The organism is Mesorhizobium sp. M4A.F.Ca.ET.020.02.1.1, assembly GCF_004022645.1.
Lineage (GTDB): Bacteria > Pseudomonadota > Alphaproteobacteria > Rhizobiales > Rhizobiaceae > Mesorhizobium.
The window spans coordinates 13,717-33,632 of sequence record NZ_RZOI01000005.1 but is presented as its reverse complement, the minus strand read 5'-3'; the positions used below and the strand labels follow the sequence as shown (position 1 = coordinate 33,632).

At 61.6% G+C, this 19,916-nt stretch carries 20 protein-coding genes; 6 read left to right on the top strand and 14 right to left on the bottom strand.

The window, feature by feature from the left end; all coding sequences use genetic code 11:
* Window positions 1–193 precede the first annotated feature (193 nt).
* Together EN742_RS01090 and EN742_RS01085 are read left to right on the top strand one after the other, a co-directional pair.
* The gene (locus tag EN742_RS01090) at window positions 194–1,759 is read left to right on the top strand and encodes a BCCT family transporter (protein ID WP_126058896.1); all 1,566 of its coding nucleotides are present in this window, start codon (window positions 194–196) and stop codon (window positions 1,757–1,759) included.
* Between the two features lie 168 nt (window positions 1,760–1,927).
* Window positions 1,928–2,737, top strand: coding sequence for a TerC family protein (locus tag EN742_RS01085; RefSeq protein WP_126059401.1), 810 nt, complete (start codon window positions 1,928–1,930; stop codon window positions 2,735–2,737).
* Window positions 2,738–2,965: 228 nt separating this feature from the next.
* On the opposite strand, the gene EN742_RS01080 is transcribed toward EN742_RS01085, so the two are convergent.
* The 4 genes from EN742_RS01080 to EN742_RS01060 all read right to left on the bottom strand — a co-directional run bounded on the left by EN742_RS01080 (window position 2,966) and on the right by EN742_RS01060 (window position 6,751).
* A complete protein-coding gene (locus tag EN742_RS01080; RefSeq protein WP_126058897.1) occupies window positions 2,966–3,613 on the bottom strand; it encodes a helix-turn-helix domain-containing protein in 648 nt (215 codons plus the stop codon).
* Between the two features lie 217 nt (window positions 3,614–3,830).
* Complete coding sequence (locus EN742_RS01075; protein ID WP_126058898.1) at window positions 3,831–4,277, bottom strand: pyridoxamine 5'-phosphate oxidase family protein; 447 nt, start codon at window positions 4,275–4,277, stop codon at window positions 3,831–3,833.
* A gap of 355 nt (window positions 4,278–4,632) precedes the next feature.
* Window positions 4,633–5,247 carry a response regulator FixJ gene (gene fixJ, locus EN742_RS01065; RefSeq protein WP_126058900.1) on the bottom strand — a complete coding sequence of 205 codons (615 nt, stop codon included), beginning with the start codon at window positions 5,245–5,247 and terminating at the stop codon, window positions 4,633–4,635.
* Entirely contained in the window at window positions 5,234–6,751 is a 1,518-nt protein-coding gene (locus EN742_RS01060; protein WP_245455794.1) for a PAS domain S-box protein, read from the bottom strand. Before EN742_RS01060 ends, fixJ begins: the two co-directional genes overlap by 14 nt.
* A 174-nt stretch (window positions 6,752–6,925) precedes the next feature.
* Here EN742_RS01060 and EN742_RS38950 point away from each other — a divergent pair, with 174 nt between their 5' ends.
* Both EN742_RS38950 and EN742_RS01045 read left to right on the top strand, forming a co-directional pair.
* Window positions 6,926–7,390 carry a DUF6455 family protein gene (locus EN742_RS38950; protein WP_245482304.1) on the top strand — a complete coding sequence of 155 codons (465 nt, stop codon included), beginning with the start codon at window positions 6,926–6,928 and terminating at the stop codon, window positions 7,388–7,390.
* Window positions 7,391–7,655: 265 nt separating this feature from the next.
* Window positions 7,656–8,096: a hypothetical protein gene (locus EN742_RS01045; protein WP_245482303.1), complete on the top strand. Its 441-nt coding sequence runs from the start codon at window positions 7,656–7,658 to the stop codon at window positions 8,094–8,096.
* A gap of 41 nt (window positions 8,097–8,137) precedes the next feature.
* On the opposite strand, the gene EN742_RS01040 is transcribed toward EN742_RS01045, so the two are convergent.
* From EN742_RS01040 to ccoN, 9 genes are all read right to left on the bottom strand, one after another.
* Entirely contained in the window at window positions 8,138–8,836 is a 699-nt protein-coding gene (locus tag EN742_RS01040) for a CBS domain-containing protein (RefSeq protein ID WP_127422349.1), read from the bottom strand.
* A gap of 104 nt (window positions 8,837–8,940) precedes the next feature.
* Window positions 8,941–9,093, bottom strand: coding sequence for a cbb3-type cytochrome oxidase assembly protein CcoS (ccoS, locus tag EN742_RS01035; RefSeq protein ID WP_126058904.1), 153 nt, complete (start codon window positions 9,091–9,093; stop codon window positions 8,941–8,943).
* Window positions 9,090–11,381, bottom strand: a complete 2,292-nt coding sequence (locus EN742_RS01030) for a cation-translocating P-type ATPase (protein ID WP_128332272.1) — start codon at window positions 11,379–11,381, stop codon at window positions 9,090–9,092. The genes ccoS and EN742_RS01030 overlap by 4 nt, the downstream gene beginning before the upstream one ends.
* A complete protein-coding gene (locus tag EN742_RS01025) occupies window positions 11,378–11,872 on the bottom strand; it encodes a FixH family protein (protein ID WP_126058906.1) in 495 nt (164 codons plus the stop codon). The genes EN742_RS01030 and EN742_RS01025 overlap by 4 nt, the downstream gene beginning before the upstream one ends.
* Entirely contained in the window at window positions 11,869–13,428 is a 1,560-nt protein-coding gene (gene ccoG / locus EN742_RS01020; protein ID WP_189347844.1) for a cytochrome c oxidase accessory protein CcoG, read from the bottom strand. Before ccoG ends, EN742_RS01025 begins: the two co-directional genes overlap by 4 nt.
* Window positions 13,429–13,599: 171 nt before the next feature.
* On the bottom strand, window positions 13,600–14,463 hold the full coding sequence (gene ccoP / locus EN742_RS01015) for a cytochrome-c oxidase, cbb3-type subunit III (RefSeq protein WP_128332271.1): 864 nt from the start codon (window positions 14,461–14,463) through the stop codon (window positions 13,600–13,602).
* A gap of 2 nt (window positions 14,464–14,465) precedes the next feature.
* Window positions 14,466–14,615, bottom strand: a complete 150-nt coding sequence (locus EN742_RS01010; RefSeq protein WP_019860163.1) for a CcoQ/FixQ family Cbb3-type cytochrome c oxidase assembly chaperone — start codon at window positions 14,613–14,615, stop codon at window positions 14,466–14,468.
* A gap of 11 nt (window positions 14,616–14,626) precedes the next feature.
* A complete protein-coding gene (ccoO, locus tag EN742_RS01005) occupies window positions 14,627–15,358 on the bottom strand; it encodes a cytochrome-c oxidase, cbb3-type subunit II (RefSeq protein WP_126058908.1) in 732 nt (243 codons plus the stop codon).
* A 10-nt stretch (window positions 15,359–15,368) separates the two neighbouring features.
* Complete coding sequence (gene ccoN / locus EN742_RS01000; protein WP_127406586.1) at window positions 15,369–16,979, bottom strand: cytochrome-c oxidase, cbb3-type subunit I; 1,611 nt, start codon at window positions 16,977–16,979, stop codon at window positions 15,369–15,371.
* A gap of 241 nt (window positions 16,980–17,220) precedes the next feature.
* Between ccoN and EN742_RS00995 the strand changes: the two genes are divergently transcribed.
* The gene (locus EN742_RS00995; RefSeq protein ID WP_127406591.1) at window positions 17,221–17,637 is read left to right on the top strand and encodes a hemerythrin domain-containing protein; all 417 of its coding nucleotides are present in this window, start codon (window positions 17,221–17,223) and stop codon (window positions 17,635–17,637) included.
* A gap of 28 nt (window positions 17,638–17,665) precedes the next feature.
* On the opposite strand, the gene EN742_RS00990 is transcribed toward EN742_RS00995, so the two are convergent.
* Window positions 17,666–18,394: a Crp/Fnr family transcriptional regulator gene (locus tag EN742_RS00990; protein WP_127421371.1), complete on the bottom strand. Its 729-nt coding sequence runs from the start codon at window positions 18,392–18,394 to the stop codon at window positions 17,666–17,668.
* 134 nt (window positions 18,395–18,528) lie between these two features.
* Here EN742_RS00990 and hemN point away from each other — a divergent pair, with 134 nt between their 5' ends.
* Window positions 18,529–19,902, top strand: coding sequence for an oxygen-independent coproporphyrinogen III oxidase (gene hemN / locus EN742_RS00985; RefSeq protein WP_127406672.1), 1,374 nt, complete (start codon window positions 18,529–18,531; stop codon window positions 19,900–19,902).
* Window positions 19,903–19,916 lie beyond the last annotated feature (14 nt).

Below are 19,916 nucleotides of genomic sequence, written 5' to 3'. Positions count from 1 at the left end.
ATCCTTCCCTGCCCACCCTTTCTACCCTGACGGGTGTGGTGGAGGAGGGTCAAATCCGACACTTCGAAACGGCGCCAACGGCGAACGCTTCACGTTCGTCGTCCGCGACCTTGGTCTCGCAGGAGGTCGGGTCTTTGACGTCCAAGGGGAGTTTTTTAGGAACTGGTTTCGAAATTGATTTGGGAGGTCACGCATGTCGACTACAAGCAGGTTACGGGGCATAGATACGGCGGTATTCTGGCCGGCCCTAACCATAACAGCCGCGTTCATCTTATGGGGAGCCACTGCCCCGGATAGCCTCGCCTCCGTGACGAACGCCACGCTCGCGGCGATCATCAATGGTTTCGGATGGGGCTTTGTTGTCTCGACGGCTATGTTTCTGGTCTTTGCCGGGTTCCTGGCGATCAGCCGTTTCGGCAAGATCCGACTTGGAGCCGACGACGAGTTGCCGGAATTCACTACCGTTTCGTGGGTGTGCATGATGTTCAGCGTCGGCATGGGCATCGGACTGATGTTCTGGGGGGTTGCCGAGCCGGTCTTCCATTTTGGCGCGCCGCCTCACGGGCTGGCCGCCCCGCAGTCCAAGGAAGCTGCGCTGATCGCAATGGAATATGCCTATTTTCATTGGGCGCTGCACCCTTGGGCGATCTACGCCATTGTCGGTCTGGCTATCGCCTATTTCACTTACCGCAAGGGCCTGCCCATCCTGATCTCGAGCGCATTCACCCCCTTGCTCGGCAGCGCGGTCAACGGACCGATCGGCAAGACGATCGATATTCTCGCCCTCATCGCCACGCTGTTCGGCACTGCGACATCGCTCGGCCTTGGCGCACAGCAGATCAACAGCGGTCTGAATTTTCTCTGGGGAACCGGCGAGGGAACAGGCATTGCCCTTGCGATCATCGCTGTGCTGTCGGTGCTGTTCATCCTTTCGGCAGTGTCGGGAGTCGGCAAGGGCGTCCAGTTCCTGAGCAACATGAACATGGTTGTCGCCGCCGCCTTGCTGCTCTTCCTGGCCGTTGTCGGACCGACCGTCTTCATCCTCAACACCTTCACCGAAGCGCTCGGCGAATACCTGACCAATCTCGTCACGATGTCGTTCCGCACCGCTGCCTTCAGCGACGGCAAATGGCTGAGCAGCTGGACCATCTTCTACTGGGCGTGGTGGGTTTCCTGGGCACCTTTTGTCGGCGTTTTCATTGCCCGCATCTCCAGGGGGCGGACGATCCGCGAGTTCGTCATCGGCGTTCTGCTCATCCCGAGCGGCGTAACCTTTCTCTGGTTCACCATCATGGGCGGCACCGCGCTGCACTCTGAACTGATGGGGGTCGGCGGACTTGTCGAGGCGGTCAACACCAAGGGTGCCGCCATCTCGCTGTTTGCCCTACTCGAACAATATCCGGGAACGGCGCTCACCTCGTTCGTCGCGATCTTCCTTGTGGCGATCTTCTTCATCTCGGGAGCTGATGCCGCCTCGATCGTGATGGGTATGCTGTCGTCACGCGGCACGCTTGAGCCCGCGCGCATCGTCGTGGTCCTCTGGGGCGTCCTAGCGGGCGCGTCGGCCTGTGTGCTGCTGGTGATGGGAGGCCTGGAGGGCCTGCAGACCGCGTCGATCATCGCGGCAGCACCCTTCCTTGTCGTCATGGTCGGGCTGTGCATCTCGCTGTGGATGGCGCTGCTGGACGACCTCGAAGGGCGGGGTGAACCCGCCTCTCTCCTGCCCGAAGCCCAGCCTGTCACGGCAGCGGCAGAATAGCTACAGCACCGCCATTCAGGCGGCCAACAAACCGCATCTGAAAATGAACTTCAGGTGCGGTTTGCCGATCCGCGCCGCCGCGACCGGCGCTCCTCATCGTCGCCACCGGCAGCGCGACAAGATCAAGCCAAAAGCAAATCCAACTGGGTGCCCGAAGGGAGGGCGAAGATGATAACCGACCCGCAAATCTGGCTCAGCCTGCTGACGCTTACAGCGCTCGAAATCGTCCTGAGTGTCGACAACCTTGTCGTGATCTCGGTTCTGGTCAGCAAACTTGCTCCCGAGCTGCAGCCAAAGGCGCGGTTTCTCGGAATGGCGCTGGCCCTCGTTCCGCGACTGATCCTGCTGCTGTTCATCGGGTGGATCATTGGCTTGACCGAACCTTTGTTCGAGGCCTTCGGGCACGGCTTTTCCGGGAAGGATCTCATCCTGGCAGGCGGCGGTCTGTTCCTCATCTACAAGGCCACCCAGGAGATACATGCAAGTCTCGAGGGAGAAGAGGGCCACATTGGTGCCACCGTGCGCGCAGGTTTCGTAGCCGTCGTGTCGCAGATTGCCCTGATCAACCTCGTGTTTTCCATTGACTCGATCGTGACCGCCGTCGGCATGGCCAACCAGATCTGGGTCATGGCCGTCGCTGTCGTCGCGTCGATGGCCGTCCTGATCGCGGCCGCCGGACCGGTTGGAAAGTTTGTCGATGCTCACCCTACTGTGAAGATGCTGGCACTCGGCTTCCTCATCATGATCGGCATGACGTTGGTCGCGGATGCCTTTGGCGTCCATGTCCCCAAGGGTTATATCTATTCAGCGATGATCTTCTCGATGGCGGTCGAAGGCGTGAACATGCTGCACCGCCGAAAAGCCAGGCCCGTTCATTTGCACAATCAGTATGGGCCGGAGGTTGCGGTTGCGGCCAACGGCGGACACACACGATCCGTAGCGGTTTCTCAAACCCGCAAACAGGCAAATGAAGCCTGACCGTTATACACCCTCCGGGCCCACCAAAGCACTGTCTACCGACTGATTTCCTTTATTTTTATTGGAGACCTCGAAATCTGGGACTCGAAACCCACCGGCGCTCGAACCGCTCCAAGCGACTCTCAGCCGCTTTGGCTGGAAGGCTGCCCGACGGAATGCGTGCCCTGTGGCTTGCGCCTCAAGGCGTCGTGAATCCGCGCGATGCCCTTTCCATGACCAGAGTTGGACTCATTCACTCATATCGCGCAGCGCGTCCTGTCTAACGATTTCGATGCAGCGCAGGCTGAGCAGGCGAATGACGCCTCGCTCCTTCAGCTTGGTGAAGACCCGCGAGACGGTCTCGATGGTGAGGCCGAGATAGTCGCCGATGTCCACGCGCGACATGGGCAGTTCGACCTGCCGCAGACCACCTTGGCGCTCTGCCAAATCGACCAGGAACGCCGCGATACGTTCTATGGCGTTCTGGCGGCCGAGGACGAGCAAGTGCTCTTGCGCCCTTGTCAGCCCCTTGAGCGCGAGCGGCAGCAGCTGCTGCGACATGTCAGCCCCGGCCGCGGTGCGAAACACGCGGACACCGGTGGCGTTGATCGCTTCGGCGAAGAAATGATGTGTCGTGTCGGCTTCGAAGCCGAATGTCTCTCCAGGCAAGTGGAAGGCGCTTATCTGCCGGCGACCATCGGCAAGCAAGCGGTAGACACGGACGGCGCCGAACTCGACCTGGTAGAAGGCGCCAGCCTTCTCGCCCTGGGCATAGATTTCCGACCCGGCGGGGAAGAAGCTGATTGGCTGGACCGGCACCGAGCCAAATGCCACCTTCAGGTTCGGATTGGCTGGCTGTAAGGGAATTGAAATCCTTGCGGTGGTGTAGGCGTTCATCGCTGCGTCCCCGGTTGACCGTTGTCACAGCAATCGCTCGAATTCACGGAGCGCGAAATTCGGTTATGTCCCTACGGGAAACTACGTAGAACCCGTCATAGGCGGACAAGGGTCCTCTGGGATTGCAGAAGCAATCAAGGTCGACAGCCATCGGGCAGCGCCGTGCATGCCTCGAAACAGGCCGCGCCGGGGCGGCCATTCTTTGGCGGCAGAAGACCTACTCAATTGCTTCCCGGCCCGACACCTCGCCAATGAAGATGCGGAAGAAGACATGCGGACCGCCATCGGAAACGGCAGGCAGGACCGGTTTGAGGGCGCCTGGCTCCCACCAGTCGGGGTGCTTGCTCAGCACTGACCACGCATGATCGCGCTGAAGCTTATGACCGATCCGGTCAGGCAGCTCTTCATAGCGGCCGTCGACAACAACGCTTCTCCAGCCTCGGCCTTGGCCGCGCTCATCGACCTGGACCGACACCAGAGGGTTGGCCCGCATCCAGTCGATCTTCTTGCCGGGCATTGAAAACGCATAGAGATGGTTGTCAGCATGCGCGTAGTACAACGGCACGACGTAGGGTTGCCCATCCTTCGCGCACGCCAGGTGGCCTAGGCGATTTGCGGTCAGCAATTTCGTGCATTCCAGGGCAGAAAGTGTGCGGATCAGCATCGGTGCGATCTCCTACTGCTCGCGGCCATCCGGGTGCTCCGGTTCGGGCTCGCAAGCCCAAGTTCGCGCATTCGGCGATTTCGGAAAATGATTCAGATCAAGGCGAGGCCTGCCATCTCGCGCATCCTAGGGCGATGTGGAAGCCTATCCTAAGCGCCCCGTTCGAATGCGATCTCGAACTCGCCGTCCTCGACGAGGATGGCGAGCATGCGCTTGTATTTCCCTGCATGAGGACGCGGAACGGATGGAAGAACGCGACGACGGGCGCCTATATCGACATCCACCCGACCCATTGGCGCGACTGGGACGCGCAGAGGGCGCCGACAGATGACCGCAATTCCGTTCCTCAATTACCCTAGTGCTTGGGATCCAGGATCAGCGCCATGCGAACCAGGTGCGACAGGCTGCCGGCGGCCATCTTGCTCATGACATTGGCGCGATGGATTTCGACCGTGCGCGGGCTGATTCCCAGATCATAGGCGATCGTCTTGTTCGGCAGACCCGACACAAGCCCATCCAGCACCTGCCGCTCCCGCTCCGAAAGCGTTGACAGCCGCCCGCGGATTTCCGCGGATTGCGGGTGGGTTGCATCAACTCGATTGCGATTGCCCAGCGCTGAACGGATCGCGTCGATCAAAATGTCGTCGTCGAACGGCTTTTCGATGAAATCCGCAGCCCCTTCCTTCATCGCCTGAACGGCGAGCGCGACATCGGCATGACCCGTCATGACAATGACCGGAAGCCTGTGCCCGCGAGCCCTCAGCTGCCGCAGGAACTCGATGCCGTCGATACCTGGCATGCGCACATCGGTCACGATGCAGCCGTCGACATTGTCGGTGGCTGAAGCCAGGAAGGCTGTCGCGGATTCATGCAGGCGCACGGCAAAATCGGCTGTCGCGAGAAGAAAACCGAGCGACTTGCGAACTTCGACGTCATCGTCGACCACATGCACGAGATCATTCCCGGCCATTGGCAACCTCTTCCTTGTTCACGATGCGCAAGGTGAACCGGAAAGCGGTTCCTCCAGACGGCATTGCCTCGGCCCAGATATGACCGCCGTGCGATTCGACGATTGTGCGGCAAATGGAGAGGCCGACGCCCATGCCCTGCTTCTTAGTGGTGACGAAAGGCTGGAAAAGCTGGGCGGACACCTCGGGCGAGAGGCCCGTGCCCGTATCGATCACGCTTACTTCGGCCATACCGTCGTCCCTGGCAATCGTCATGACATGCAACTCGCGACGTGTCGCGCCCTGCATGGCCTCCACCGCATTGCGCATCAGGTTGAGCAGAACCTGCTGAATCTGGATGCGGTCGGTCAGGACCAGTTCGGCCGCGGGATCGAGCTTGTAGCTTACTCGCATATCGGCTTCTCTTGCGCCAACGAGAGCCAGGGACGAGGCTTCCTCGATCAGTGCCGGCAGGCGCTCGACCTGGCGCTCGCTTTCACCTCTTGAGACGAAGTCGCGAAGGTGCCGGATGACATCTCCCGCCCGCAAGGCCTGCTCCGCTGCCTTTTCAACGGCCTCCCTCAACATCGGCGCATTCTCTTCCGTGCTTCTTTCGAGCAGCCGGCGGCTGCCCTTTAGGTAATTCGTGATCGCGGTCAGTGGTTGGTTGATCTCATGCGCAAGCGTCGAGGCCATTTCGCCGAGCGCGGTGAACCGCGCCATGTGAAGCAGCTCCTGTTGCTGCTCCTGTATTCTTGCTTCTGCCCGGTGACGCTCGGTCAGATCGCGGCAGAAGCCGGTGAAGAAGCGTCCGGTTCCTGGATGCATCTCGCCGACGGAAAGCTCCATGGGAAAGGTCGAACCATCCTTGCGCATTCCCGTGACAGTGCGGCCAAGCCCGATGATCCGGCGCTCTCCGGTCGCCAGATAGCGGCGCAGGTAGGCGTCATGCTCGTCGCGATAGGGTGCCGGCATCAGCAGGCTGACATTCTGGCCTATGACTTGGCTCGCTGCGTAGCCGAACAACGTCTCGGCGGCCGTGCTGAAGGATTGAATGCGACCTTGTTCATCGATGACGACCATTGCATCCGGCACCGTTGCCAGGATCGAACGCAGATGGTCCTCACGCAGCCGAAGTGCGGCATTCGCAAAGGAGAGCTCGCTGACATCCGTGCCTTCGACGAAGATCGCAGTGGTGCGGCCATCGCCGTCCTGGATCGGCTGATAAACGAAATCCAGGATGCGCTCTTCTGCCGGCTCGCCTTGCTTGTTGCGAAGAGCGACCTTCACGCCCTGGCCCCGGTATGGCTCACCGGTCTTGTACACATCGTCAAGCTGTTCGAAGAAGCCTTGGCCTTCGAGCTCGGGAAGCGCCTCACGCACCGGCTTCCCAATCACCCGCCTGTCGCCGATTAACCGCTGATAGGCGGCATTGGTCAGTTCGAAGACATGGTCCGGCTCTCGCATCAGGGCCATGAAGCCCGGAGCCTGCTCGAACATCTGCGACAAGACGGATCGCAGCATCATCCCGCCGGCCGACGAAATAAGCGCTTCGTTTTGGCTCACCTGAGGTCCTTGGGTTCGGCCACGCTTGCAAGAGGGCTAATTATCACTCCTGGCCGCGCACGCAAAACCAATCCAGGCAAAAGCGCTCGGATGAGTTGGGGGTCGAACTGGCCGAGCGTTTCGGAGCGCACTTTGTTGGCCTGGCGGCTGCCGATTGTTCCGCCCCTCGTCGAGACGGCCTTTGGCGGCGTCACGCACTCCGCATGCATCGCTTCATGTCGTATTGACCGCCGGCCGAAACGATCCTTGCAAGTGGAGTTGCCTGTTGACCAAGATCAAGGCGGCGACCCCCGGCATGGCAAAGATGGTTGGGAAACAGGAGTGATCCCAATGACTTTTCTCGACTATCTGATTTCAGTAGACGCCAGGACCGCCCTGATGGGGCGCATGATGCAGAAGCTCGGTGTCGACAGGCAGTTGAAGGTCATCGCGGACCATGCCGCCGTTACCAATCGGGCGGTGGACCGCTGCCGCTCCTGCGGCCACCAGGATGAATGCTCGACCTGGCTTGACCAACACCTGCAAGCCGACGATCCGCCAGATTACTGCCGCAACCGCGACCTCATCGCACGGCTGCAGCACGCGGCCGGCCGGCAGTAGTTGCTTTCAGAGGCGGCCGACGCTCAGGTAGCGTCCCATAGCTCGCGCGTAGCGGGGAGAGGTCTGCGAATGCCGTTGGAGGTCCGGGTTTGACGAGAGCCGCCGCGTCAAACCGAGCTTTGCAGTTGATGGATGTGCGCCCACGGGACCGGCAGTTTTGAGTACGCTATTTTTCCTGGAAGCATTTCTGCTTTTCGTCGCGCCGGGGCCAACCAACGCCCTTCTGATGGCAGGGGCTGTCAAACGCGAAAAGGCGGTCAGGCTTTTGATCGCGCAGGCCTGCGGGTACGGGATCGCCGCCGCCTGCTGGTTTTCGCTGCGTCCCTGGATGCCGCCCGGTGCCATCGAGGCACTGAAGCTGGTCGCCGCCGCATGGCTCGTAGTCCTTGGCCTGCGCCTGATAACAAGTGCCCGGATCAACGCCTCCAAGGATGGCGGCGCCATTTCCGTCCTGGCAACCAGTGCCCTCAATCCGAAGGCGTCTATCTATTGCCTGGCAATCGTGCCGACAGACGCCGCAGCGCGGGCGCTGGCGATATTCTGGATTGTTCTCCCGATCATCACGGCTGCCACGGGATCGGTGTGGCTTCTACTCGGTAGCCGGCTTGGCGAAGACGGAAGAACAACAGACAGGGTAGCGGGCACGGCACTCATTGCATTCGCCATGCTGCTGCTTCGACCATTGATACCCCTGATCGCGACCTAAGGTTGGTCGCCACCGCTTGCTGCCGACTTCTGTCAGACCTACTAGGACACAAGCACAACTGACAATGGTCCCGCGCAGAACAGGCTGTCCTTGACCGCCTTGACGCCTGCAACGTTCTCCGCGGCAACCACAGCCGCCTTCCGCTGACGCTCGTCAAAGATTGCGCCGCTCAGTTCGACAGTTCCTCGGTCGACACTCACCCCGATCAAGCCGCCGTTGCTCCAGGCTTGGCGTTTGAGCTCTGCCAGAACGTTCTTGCGGATGGAGTCGTCATCAGCCGTCGTCGCGCCCGATTTCGGCAGGACGCACAACAGTGCGCGCAGCAGGTCCGTGCGCGTGACGATGCCGACGAGCTTGCCTGCCTGGACGATCGGCACATTCTTGATCTTGTTCTCGGTCATCAACCCGACAATCTCGGCGAGCGAGGCACCGGGCGGCGCCGACACGACCTGACCTGTCATCACCTCGTCAACTCGACGTCCGCTTGCCAGGACGTATTCGTTGGCCAACTTGCCGGGGCCGACGACAAACTCCAGCCAGCGAGGACGAACACGCTGGGTGCCGAGCTCTTGACGGCGCAGGAAATCACCCTCGCTGATAATGCCGGCAACTGTCCCGTCATCGCGGACGACCGGCAGGCAGCCGATCTTCCTGGCGAGCATCAGTTCGGCCGCATCGGCGATCGACGCGCCCGGACCTACGGTAACGACCGGCGTCGTCATTATGGCCTCGGCCTGCATTGCTGCCTCCTGATTTCCATCCAGCCCTTTATCGGATGCCGCCCATTGTCGGACGATTGAGCGATCGGGTCATTGACCTGCGTCATTTCAGAGGAGCGGCGCAGTCACTTTGGCGGCTCATCCCGATCGATCAGAATGCGCGCCGCGGCCCCATCAAGATCCTCGTACTGACCGCTCCTCAGGGCCCACAGGAAGCCAGTCAGTCCAAGCGCACCGAGGAACAGCGCCACCGGGATGAGGTAGACGAGCGTCGTCATGAGGGTCGAACCAGCAGGCCGGGGTGTGCGCGCCGATCTTGCGGAGCGCTTTCAGCCGATGAACTTTTCGCTGAGCCTTGCAGTCGCAGGGCGTTTCCGATCACAAGCAGCGACGAGGCGGACATCGCGACCGCTGCGATGAGCGGCGTCACATGCCCAGATATGGCGATCGGCACCGCAAACGCGTTGTAGACGATCGCAATTGCGATGTTCTGCCCGATCAGTCGGCCCGCCTTGCGGGAAATGTCCAATGCCAAAGGCACAGCCAGGAGGCTTTCGCGCAGGAAGACGAAGTCGGCGGCATTGCGACCGACATCGGCCGCGGTCGCCGGGGCCATCGAGACATGCGCCGCACCAAGCGCGGGCGTGTCGTTCAGCCCATCGCCCACCATCAGAACCTTGTGGCCCTGCCTCGACAGAGCCCCGATCCGCTCGACCTTGCCGGACGGAAGCAGCGCCGGAACGTAGCTGTCGATATCCAGCGCCTTGGCGACTTCGGCACAGGCATTGGCGGTGTCGCCGGACAGCATCTCGACGGATACGCCGGCATCCTGCAACTTTGCGAGCGCTGCCTTGGCATCGGAGCGCGCCGCATCCTCGAACGCGAAGGCGGCGACGATCGTCCCGTTCTTCGAAAGCACCGTCCCGCCATAGCCGCCATATTTACCTTCGCCGCCGGTCCGTGCCTTCCATCCAGCCCATCCGCGCCGGCCGAGACGCCAGGTGTTGCCCTCTGTGCTGGCCTCGATACCAAAGCCTGGGTGCTCACCGACGGATCCGAGACTGGGTTGACCGGAAGAGCCCGCGAAACCGGCTATGGCCTTCGAGAACGGATGGCGCGAATGCGCGGCGATGTCTGCCGCGATCGCCAGCATGGTAGGGTCGATGGACGGCGCGTTGACCAGCCTCGGCTGGCCGAGCGTAAGCGTCCCGGTCTTGTCGAACAGTGCGGTATCGATCGCCGCCAGCCGTTCCATGGCCGAACCATCCTTGACCATGACACCGGCTTCGAACAGGCGTCGCGCCGCGACCACCTGCACGATCGGCACGGCGAGGCCGAGCGCGCATGGGCAAGTGATGATAAGAACGGCAATTGCGATCGTCATTGCCAGGTGCCAGTCGCCGGACGCGACCATCCAGCCCAGGAACGTCAGCAAGGCCGCGAGGTGGACCACAGGTGCGTAGAGGGCAGAGACCCGGTCGGCGATCCTGCGATACTGGGAGCGGTCACCTTCTGCGGCTTCCATGAGCCGGACCATTTCGGCCAGGAAGGAATCCTTCGCGGCGGCCGTCGCCTGCATTTTCAGCGGACCGGTGAGATTGAGCATGCCGGCCTGAACCTGCGCCCCCAGGCCCACGGTGCGGGGCGTGCTTTCCCCGGATACCAGCGAGCAATCGAGATCCGAGATTCCGCTGAGGATGTTGCCATCGACCGGAATTCGCTCTCCGGCGGCGATGAGCAAGTCCATGCCGGGTTCGATCTCACCGACCGGCAGGTAGTCGCGGATGCCATCGCCACGCAGCACTACGGCGCCGCGCGCTGCGAGCCGTGCCAGTCCGTTCACCGCGGTCCGTGCCCGCTCCCGCATCACATGATCCAGTGTGCGGCCGATCAACAGGAAGAACAGCAGCGACACTGACGCGTCGAAATAGGCGTGGTCGCCGTGGTTGATCGTCTCGTAGAGGCTCATAGCGTAGGCCAGCGAGACGCCGACAGCGATCGGCACATCCATGTTCATGCGTCCATGACGCAGCGCATTCCAGGCCGAGCGGAAATAGATGCCGCCGGCGAAGGCGAGCGCGGGGATGGCGATCAGTGCAGACACCCAATGAAACAGATCGCGCGTCGGCCCCTCGGCGCCGGACCAGACGGACACCGAAAGCAGCATGATGTTGCCCGCCGCAAAGCCGGCGACCGCGACGGCGCGGATCAGTTCCGAGAGCGTCTTGTCCTGGCCGTCAGCCTCCGGATCGAACAGGTGCGCATCGTAGCCCAGCCGCCCAAGCGTGGCGACGATTGGCGGAACCTCGTCACCGTGCCACCGCACCGAAACGCGCTTTGTCGACAGATTGACGCGCGAGCTCTCGATACGCCCGAGCTTTCCAAGCGCTGTCTCGATCGTCTGAATGCAGGCTGCGCAGTGAACCGCCGGTACCGAGAGATCCGTTTGGCGCAGGTCCCCGCCAAGCGAGCGGCTAGCCAACCGCATTTCCTGGCTTGACGGCAGGGCGGCTGCGCTCTCGTTCAGAGCCAACGCCATTTCAGCGCCCGGTGCACAACAGCTCATTGCAGCGCTCCATGGGAGATCATGATTCTACGGACGTCGCGATAGGGTTCCGCGAGACCGGCATCGGCATCGACTTCGACGATCCAGACGCCATCTCTCGGCGTGTGCTGCGCTGCAAATTCTTGGCCCGTGGAGGCCAGAATGATGGACTTGTCCTCTGCCTCGTAGGCGGGGTGGCGAAACAAAACCTTCACCGCGTGCAGGGGAACGGGTTTGCCTGCGGCATCGCTGAGGCCGTAGCGGACCTCACCCCATGCGATCGTCAGTTTGCCGGTCCAGCCGAGCGCCGCCCGCGCGCGCCCTTCCTCGGCCTTTCGGTTAAACTGCTGGCTCGCCACATAGGTGTTTTCGACAACGAGCCCGGTCCAACTCTTGCTGGCCAGCGTCGCCATGGTCAGGTTGACGCCAATGACCACGCCGAAGAAGCCGAGAATAATGAACAGCATATGCCGGCCGGTGAATTCGCGGGATTTCTGCGAATGGGCGCTCATCTGGCGGGTTCCGGTGCATTGAACGTGGCCGTGTATTCGGCGGATTCGAGGCCGGCCTTGTCCTCGATCAGGAACTTGAAGCTCTGCGCGGCGCCGCCGATCTGGTCGGCTGGCTGGCGGACGAAGACCTTCAGCGTCTTCAGCCGGTCGGGATCGGCCAGGGTGGCGAAAGAGCGGGCGGGGGGAAGCTCAATGCCGACCGCGCTCATCTCGGCGCCCGGCAGGCCTTGCAATGTGACGACGATCGTCCTCGGCTCGGGGATCATGTTGAGCAGCTTGACGGTGTAGCCGTTGCGGATCGAGCCGTCCGAGAGCGTCACGAATTGCGGATTGCGGTCGTGCAGGACGTTGAGCTCCAGGCGCTCGCGGGTCAGGAGCGAATAGAGCAGCGCGAGCCCGACCGCCGACCATGCGCCCAGATAGATGAAGGTGCGCGGACGGAAGATCTTGCGAATGTGGAAATGCGCCAACTTTTCCGAAAAGGCGCCGTCGGCAGTTCGCACCAGCGAGGGATCCACCGGGCGTGACCCCCCCGCAGTGGCCACAGCCATGTTGGCATTGTAGTCGGACAATGTCGCATAGGAGATCAGTCCGCGCTGCCTGCCGAGCTTGTCCATCACGCTGTCGCAGGCATCGATGCAGAGCGCGCAGGTGATGCATTCGAGCTGCTGACCGTCCCGAATGTCGATACCCATCGGGCAGACAGCGACACAGGCATTGCAGTCGACGCAATCGCCAACTGGCTGTCCGGCGGCAAGGGCTTTCTTGGCATGGCGCGAGCGGGGCTCGCCGCGCCAGTCATTGTAAGTCACAGTGAGCGAATTCTCGTCCAGCATGGCGGCCTGGATGCGCGGCCATGGGCACATGTAGGTACAGACCTGTTCGCGCATCAGCCCGCCGAATGTGTAGGTGGTCGCCGTCAGCACGAGGATGGTCACATAGGCGACCGGCGCGGCCGTGCCATGGAAAACCTCACCGGCCAGTGTCGGCGCATCGGCGAAATAGAAGATCCAGGCGCCGCCGGTTGCTGCCGCTATCACCAGCCAGATGGCGTGCTTCGATGCACGCAGCACCAGCTTGCGTGCCGTCCATGGGCCGGCGTCAAGCTTCATGCGGGCGTTGCGATCGCCTTCGATCGCCCGCTCCACCACCAGGAACAGGTCGACCCATACGGTCTGCGGGCAGGTATAGCCGCACCAAGCGCGGCCGACCGTGGATGTAATCAGGAAGAGGCCGATGCCGGCCATCATCAGAAGTCCAGCGACGTAGTAGAATTCCTGCGGCCATATCTCGATGAAGAAGAAGTAGAAGCGGCGGTTGGCGAGATCGAGCAGCACTGCCTGATCGGGCGCGAACGCGCCGCGATCCCACCGCAGCCATGGCGTCAGGTAGTAGATGCCCAGCGTGATCGCCATCACCAGCCATTTGAAGCGGCGAAAGCTGCCTGAAGCGCGTTTCGGGAAGATCTTCCTGCGCGGGGCATAAAGCGGCTGCCGGACCCTGGCGGAGTTGACCGCCTCTGCCTCCAGCCGTTCCACCTGCGTCTGATCCAGCACCTTCATCTCCATTTGCGCACGACCGATAATCCCGCCCGAGCAACTCTTGCCGCCGGACGGGCTTCGCCGCGTTGATGCAGGTCAATCTTCACATGACGGAATGAAACGAGGCCCGGCGCTGGCCGGGCCTCTACGCTTTGGCGGCCGAGGGCCGAGAATAGGCCCCGCCTCCTATTCTCCGCCGCCAAGCGAATGGACGTAGACCGCAAGCTCCTTGACCTTGGTCTCGCCGAGACGTCCGATCCAGGCTGGCATGACGCCATGTTTCGGCACGCGGACCTGGGCCGCGATGGCCGTCTCGCCCGATCCGTAGAGCCAGATCGCATCGGTCAGGTCGGGCACCCCGAACTCCCTGTTGCCCTTCGCATTAGCGTCATGGCAGGCGACGCAATTTTCCGCGAACACCTTGGCGCCGGGCTCGATCAGGCCTTTGTCCTGGACCGGACCGGAAAGGCTGGCGACATAGGCGCTGACCTGCTTGATCTGGTCGCCCGTGATGATGTCGCCAAAGGCAGGCATTTCCGATTGCCGCGTATCAGGATTGGAGGCGAAGCGGATGCCGTGCATGATCGTCTGCTCGAGCTGCTCGGCATTGCCGCCCCACAACCAGTCGTCGTCGTTGAGGTTGGGGAAACCCGCGGATCCTTGGGCGCCTGAGCCGTGGCACTGCACACAATTGACCTTGAACGTCGCTCCGCCGGCCGCAACCGCGAATTCACGCAGCGCGTCATCAGCAGCGATCTCGGAGACGGTCTTCGCCTGGATGGCGGCGACATACTTGCCTTTTGCGGCTTCGGCAGCGGCCAACTCGTTCTTGACATCGTTGCGGCTGGAGTAGCCGAGCACGCCCCTTGTCGCCGAAGACAGCATTGGCCACGCCGGGTAGGCGATGGTGTAGCCGATCGCCCAGGCGATGGTGATGTAGAAGGTTATCACCCACCAGCGGGGAAGAGGGTTGTTGAGCTCCTTGATGCCGTCCCACTCATGGCCGGTCGTCGAGATGCCCGAGACGTCGTCGATATGCTCTGTGCTCATGATCAGTCGTCCTTGAGGGGAATGCGGGCGGCTTCGTCAGCTTGGCTGCGACCGCCGGGCCGCAGTGCGAAGGCAATGCATCCGACAAAGAACAGCGCCATGGCGAGCAGGCCCCAGCTGTCGGCGAATTCCCGCATCAGATTGTAATCCATGGTCGGTCTCCTCAGCGGTAGCCGGCGGCTTCGTCGTAGGTCTTGAAATCGACCAGAGTGCCGAGCATCTGGAGATAAGCGACCAAGGCATCCATCTCGGTGACCTGCAGCGGATTGCCGTCGAAGTCGCCGACCTTGGCTTTCGGATAGCGCTTTTCCAGGCCGGACGTGTCGGCACTGGGATCGGCCTGTGCCATCAGATCGGCATTGGCGTTGGCGATCATGTCGTCGGAATAGGGGACACCGACCCGGCTGTTGGCGACCAGATGCGTCGAGAAGTTCTTCACCTCGACCGGCGTATCCTTCAGGAAGGCATAGCGAGGCATGATCGATTCCGGCACCACCGAACGCGGATCGGCGAGGTGCTGCACATGCCAAGCGTTGGAGTAGCGATCGCCGACGCGCGCGAGATCGGGGCCGGTTCGTTTGGAGCCCCACTGGAACGGATGATCGTACATCGACTCCGCCGCCAGGCTGTAGTGACCGTAGCGCTCGACCTCGTCGCGGAACGGCCGGATCATCTGGCTATGGCAGAGATAGCAGCCCTCGCGCACATAGATGTTGCGCCCCGCGAGTTCGAGCGGCGAATAGGGCCGCATGCCTTCGACCTTCTCGATCGTGTTGTCGAGATAGAAGAGCGGTGCGATCTCGACGATGCCGCCGACAGTCACCACGAGCAGCGAGCCAATGAGAAGAAGCGTCGCGTTCTTCTCGATGATTGCGTGTTTGTCCATCAAGCCCATGTGTGGCTCCTTATTCGGCAGGCTGGAGGGCGGGCTCGGAACCCGGCAACGGTTGCTCCTCGCGCTGGTAGCCGAGGATGGTCATGGTGATGTTCCAGGCCATCAGCAGCGCGCCGGAGAGATACATCGCGCCGCCCGCAGCCCGCATCACATAGTAGGGATGCATGGCAGCGACGGTTTCGGCGAAGGAGTAGACCAAGAAGCCCTGCTCATCATATTCGCGCCACATCAGGCCCTGCATGATGCCGGAAACCCACATCACCGCGGCGTAGACGACGATCCCCAGCGTGGCCAGCCAGAAGTGCCATGTGACGAGCCGCAGCGAATACAGACGCTCGCGGTTCCAAAGTTTAGGCACCATGTAATAGATCGCGCCGAACGAGATCATGCCAACCCAGCCGAGCGCGCCGGAATGGACGTGGCCGATGGTCCAGTCCGTGTAGTGCGACAGCGAGTTGACCGCCTTGATCGACATCATCGGACCTTCGAAGGTCGACATGCCGTAGAAGGCGATGGCTACGACCATCATGCGGACAATCGGATCGGTGCGGATCTTGTCCCAGGCGCCGGAGAGCGTCATGAGGCCGTTGATCATGCCACCCCAGGAAGGCATCCACAGCATGATCGAGAACACCATGCCCAGCGTCTGCGCCCAGTCGGGCAGGGCGGTATAGTGCAGGTGATGGGGGCCCGCCCAAATGTAGAGAAAGATGATCGCCCAGAAGTGGATGATCGAAAGCCGGTAGGAGTAGACCGGCCGGTTCACTTGCTTGGGCACGAAATAGTACATCATGCCGAGGAACCCGGCGGTCAGGAAGAAGCCAACGGCGTTGTGGCCGTACCACCACTGCGTCAGCGCGTCCTGAACGCCGGAAAAGGCGGAATAGCTTTTCGAGCCCAGCAGCGAGGCGGGCATTGAGAGGTTGTTGACGACATGCAGCATCGCGATGGTGACGATGAAGGACAGGTAGAACCAGTTCGCGACGTAGATGTGCGGTTCCTTGCGCTTCAGGATCGTGCCGAGGAACAGGATGAGATAAGCGACCCAGACGATGGTCAGCCAAAGGTCCACATACCATTCGGGTTCGGCGTATTCGCGGCTCTCGGTGATGCCAAGCAGGTAGCCGGTCGCGGCCATGACGATGAAAAGCTGATAGCCCCAGAACACGAACCAGGCGAGATCGCCGCCGAAGAGCCGGGCGCGGCAGGTGCGCTGCACAACATACAGAGACGTGCAAAGCAGCGCATTGCCGCCGAAGGCGAAGACAACGCCGGATGTGTGCAGCGGCCGCAGGCGGCCGAAGTTGAACCAAGGCTGGATGTTGAGGTCCGGGTAGGCAAGCTGCAAGGCAATGATCACGCCGACCAGCATGCCGACGACGCCCCAGAACATCGTTGCGATGGCACCGTAACGGACCGGCCCATCCATATAGGCGGAGGGATCAATCGGGACGGGCGCTGCAAAGCTCGTGTTGCGCAGGAGGACAACGACAGAACCGAGCAACACAAAGAACAGCGCCCACATGTGCTGCCGGAAAGGTTCGTCGACACCAAAGCCGGCTGCCACCAGCGCCAGGAAGGTGAAGAAGCACAACAAGACAATTTCCGTGCCGAATTTCATGGCATGTCCCCGACCTTGGATTCTGGTGCGCGGACGTCGATCCGCATCGGCACCAATTCCGCAGTTGCTGCGGTGTCGCCTTGATCCAGGTCAAAGCCGCCTTGTTTTGGATTGGGCAGCCTCGATCCAGCCAAGGGAGACTGCATTGAGCGGGGAGCAAGGACCGTCGTTGTTCGATGCGCGCAGCGAAGACGCGATGGCTTCGGCGCGAGTGGGCAGGGAGGCGATCCCAGCCGCGGTGATGAAGCGCGCGCATTGGGAGAAGCTGCAGCTCTGCGTTGCCCTGGAAAGAATTGCAGACGCCTTGCCAGGCGTCGATCGTCTGAAGTGCCTCGGCACGGCCAACGCGATCGTTCCGCTGCTGCGCAGCATTCATCGATACGAAGAGACGGTCATCTTTCCCGCCTACGAGGTTGCGGTGGCGGCCAACAATGCGGGTGTTGCTTCAATCCAGCGGCTGCGCGCCGAGCACGTCGAAGACGAATGCTTCGCCGACGAGATCACTGAAATTCTGCTGGCGATCGGTCACGGCGAGAGGGTAGATAATGCAGAAGCCATCGGCTTCATGTTGCGCGGTTTCTTCGAAAGCCTGCGCCGGCATATAGCGTTTGAACGCGAGCACGTGCTGCCGCTGATCAGGATCGCAGATTCTGACTAGAACCGCAAGGGCGCCGGCGACGCCGGGTCTAGGCGCCGGAGCGCTGCTCCAGCCGGCCGAGGCTGTCCACCAAAACGCGCCGGTTGTTCTCGATCCGGATGACGTCATCGGTTCGCAGCCTGGTCAACTGGCGGCTTACCGTCTCGATCGTCAGACCGAGGAAATCCGCGATATCCGCGCGCGTCAGCGGCAGATCGAACGTCGCCGACCTGGCCGCCGGGTCGGCTGTGGGGTCGATGTTCCTGGCGATCATCAGGAGGAAGCTTGCCACCTTCTCCGACGCGGTCTTGCGGCCCAGCGTCACCATCCAGTCGCGCGCCTCATCGAGCTCGTTCAGCGCCTGCTTGAGCAGGCGATGTTCGAGCTCCGGCGATTCCTTCATCATGCGTTCGATGGCCGTCTTCGGGAACGAACAAAGGGAGACAGCCGTTGCGGCCTCCGCGTTGATTTCGCTTTCCGCCTTGAACGGACGTCCCAGAAAATCCGGCGCGAACTGGAGGCCGACAATCTGCTGGCGTCCATCCGAAAGGCTCTTCGTCAGTTTCACGACGCCGGAAAGTATGTTCGAATAGCTGTCGATGGCCTGGGCGTCGCCGATCAGTTCGGCCCCGGGCTCGACACTGTGCCTTGACGAGGTTCTGGCGAGCCCGACGAGCTGGTTGGGATCGAGCGCGCCGCAGACGCCGCGATGCCGCGCTTCGCAGGACTGGCAAAGCACGGGAATGCCGGAACTGTGAACGTCCTGTCTGACGGTCATTTCATCGCTCGAGGTCAAGATGCAGGCAGAATACCACCGCTGCCTCGAGAATCGTTGCGTCAGTTTGTCCTTGCCGTCAGCTGCTTTGACGAAGATCAAGGACGCGGCATTCTGGCGTTTCTAGGGTGCCGCTCATGCAGACAAATGCGGCCAACAACAGCCAGGCAAGTTTGACCGTCGCGGCGGGAGAAAACGTTCCGCGCTACACGAGCTATCCGACTGCGCCGCACTTTCACGCCGGCGTTGACGCGATAACGGTTCGCGGCTGGATGAACGCGCTCGAAGGCGATGACGAGATTTCACTCTACCTGCATGTCCCCTATTGCGACAGGCTGTGCTGGTTCTGCGCATGCCATACCAAGCAGACAAGACACTATGCGCCGGTAACGACTTTTCTGAGCGCTCTGCACAGGGAGATTGAAACGGTCGCGCAGCTTGTGAGCGACAGGGGTCGCATCCGAGCCGTCCATTTTGGAGGCGGTTCGCCGACCATGTTGAAACCCGACGACATGCTGGCGCTCGGAAAACTCCTGCGGCACCGGTTCGAATTTCTTGAGGACGCCAGTGTCAGCGTCGAAATCGATCCCAACGACATGGACGAGACCCGTCTGGACGCCCTCGCCGCAATCGGCATGACCAGAGCCAGTCTGGGCGTACAGGACTTCGATCCCAAGGTGCAGAAGGCGATCAACCGCGAACAGAGCTTTCAGTTGACCCGCCATGTTGTGGACGGCACCCGCGCGCGCGGCGTGAGATCCGTCAATCTGGACCTGCTTTACGGGCTGCCGCACCAGACACTCGAAAGCGTTGCCTCGACGGTCACGCAGGCGCTGACGCTGGAGCCCGACAGGATTGCGTTGTTTGGATACGCGCATGTACCGTGGTTCAAGAAGCATCAAACGATGATCGACGATGCGTGGCTGCCGCAGTCCGCCGAACGGTTGGCTCAGTCGCAGCTGGCAGCTCAGCTGATCGTGTCAGCCGGATATGAGGCAATCGGAATAGACCACTTCGCAAAGCCGGATGATGCGCTCGCCATCTCGGCTCGCGCCGGAAAGATTCGTCGCAATTTCCAGGGCTATACCGAGGATCGGTGCGAAACCCTGATCGGTCTCGGGCCATCCGCCATCAGCCGCTTCCGGCAAGGCTACGCACAGAACATCACCGCAACGGGCGAGTACGAGAAGGCTGTGAACAGCGGACAACTCGCGACGGGCCGCGGCATCGAGCTGAGTGTCGACGATGTCGCGAGAGGCTGGATCATCGAACGCCTGATGTGCCAATTCCGCTTTTCGGCCATCGATCTGGTGGAGCTCTTCGGATCGGTCGGCGAAGAGCTGCTCCTCGTGGCAAGCCGCCTGGCCATCGGCGGCGCCGGCAAGATGCTTGCACTCGACGGCGAGACCTTTGTCGTGCCGGAGGAGAGCCGCCCCATCGTCAGGACAGTGGCGGCGAGGTTCGATAAATATCTCGAAAAGGGAACGGGCAGACATTCCGTGGCAGTCTGAAACGGTCCGGGCGG

Bases quoted from the DNA above. Each gene is read 5' to 3' on its own strand.
- EN742_RS01090 (WP_126058896.1), top strand. From the start codon at position 194: ATGTCGACTACAAGCAGGTTACGGGGCATAGATACGGCGGTATTCTGG.
- EN742_RS01085 (WP_126059401.1), top strand. From the start codon at position 1,928: ATGATAACCGACCCGCAAATCTGGCTCAGCCTGCTGACGCTTACAGCG.
- EN742_RS01080 (WP_126058897.1), bottom strand. From the start codon at position 3,613: ATGAACGCCTACACCACCGCAAGGATTTCAATTCCCTTACAGCCAGCC.
- EN742_RS01075 (WP_126058898.1), bottom strand. From the start codon at position 4,277: ATGCTGATCCGCACACTTTCTGCCCTGGAATGCACGAAATTGCTGACC.
- fixJ (WP_126058900.1), bottom strand. From the start codon at position 5,247: ATGGCCGGGAATGATCTCGTGCATGTGGTCGACGATGACGTCGAAGTT.
- EN742_RS01060 (WP_245455794.1), bottom strand. From the start codon at position 6,751: ATGATGCTGCGATCCGTCTTGTCGCAGATGTTCGAGCAGGCTCCGGGC.
- EN742_RS01040 (WP_127422349.1), bottom strand. From the start codon at position 8,836: ATGCAGGCCGAGGCCATAATGACGACGCCGGTCGTTACCGTAGGTCCG.
- ccoS (WP_126058904.1), bottom strand. From the start codon at position 9,093: ATGACGACGCTCGTCTACCTCATCCCGGTGGCGCTGTTCCTCGGTGCG.
- EN742_RS01030 (WP_128332272.1), bottom strand. From the start codon at position 11,381: ATGAGCTGTTGTGCACCGGGCGCTGAAATGGCGTTGGCTCTGAACGAG.
- EN742_RS01025 (WP_126058906.1), bottom strand. From the start codon at position 11,872: ATGAGCGCCCATTCGCAGAAATCCCGCGAATTCACCGGCCGGCATATG.
- ccoP (WP_128332271.1), bottom strand. From the start codon at position 14,463: ATGAGCACAGAGCATATCGACGACGTCTCGGGCATCTCGACGACCGGC.
- EN742_RS01010 (WP_019860163.1), bottom strand. From the start codon at position 14,615: ATGGATTACAATCTGATGCGGGAATTCGCCGACAGCTGGGGCCTGCTC.
- ccoO (WP_126058908.1), bottom strand. From the start codon at position 15,358: ATGGGCTTGATGGACAAACACGCAATCATCGAGAAGAACGCGACGCTT.
- ccoN (WP_127406586.1), bottom strand. From the start codon at position 16,979: ATGAAATTCGGCACGGAAATTGTCTTGTTGTGCTTCTTCACCTTCCTG.
- EN742_RS00995 (WP_127406591.1), top strand. From the start codon at position 17,221: ATGAAGCGCGCGCATTGGGAGAAGCTGCAGCTCTGCGTTGCCCTGGAA.
- EN742_RS00990 (WP_127421371.1), bottom strand. From the start codon at position 18,394: ATGACCGTCAGACAGGACGTTCACAGTTCCGGCATTCCCGTGCTTTGC.
- hemN (WP_127406672.1), top strand. From the start codon at position 18,529: ATGCAGACAAATGCGGCCAACAACAGCCAGGCAAGTTTGACCGTCGCG.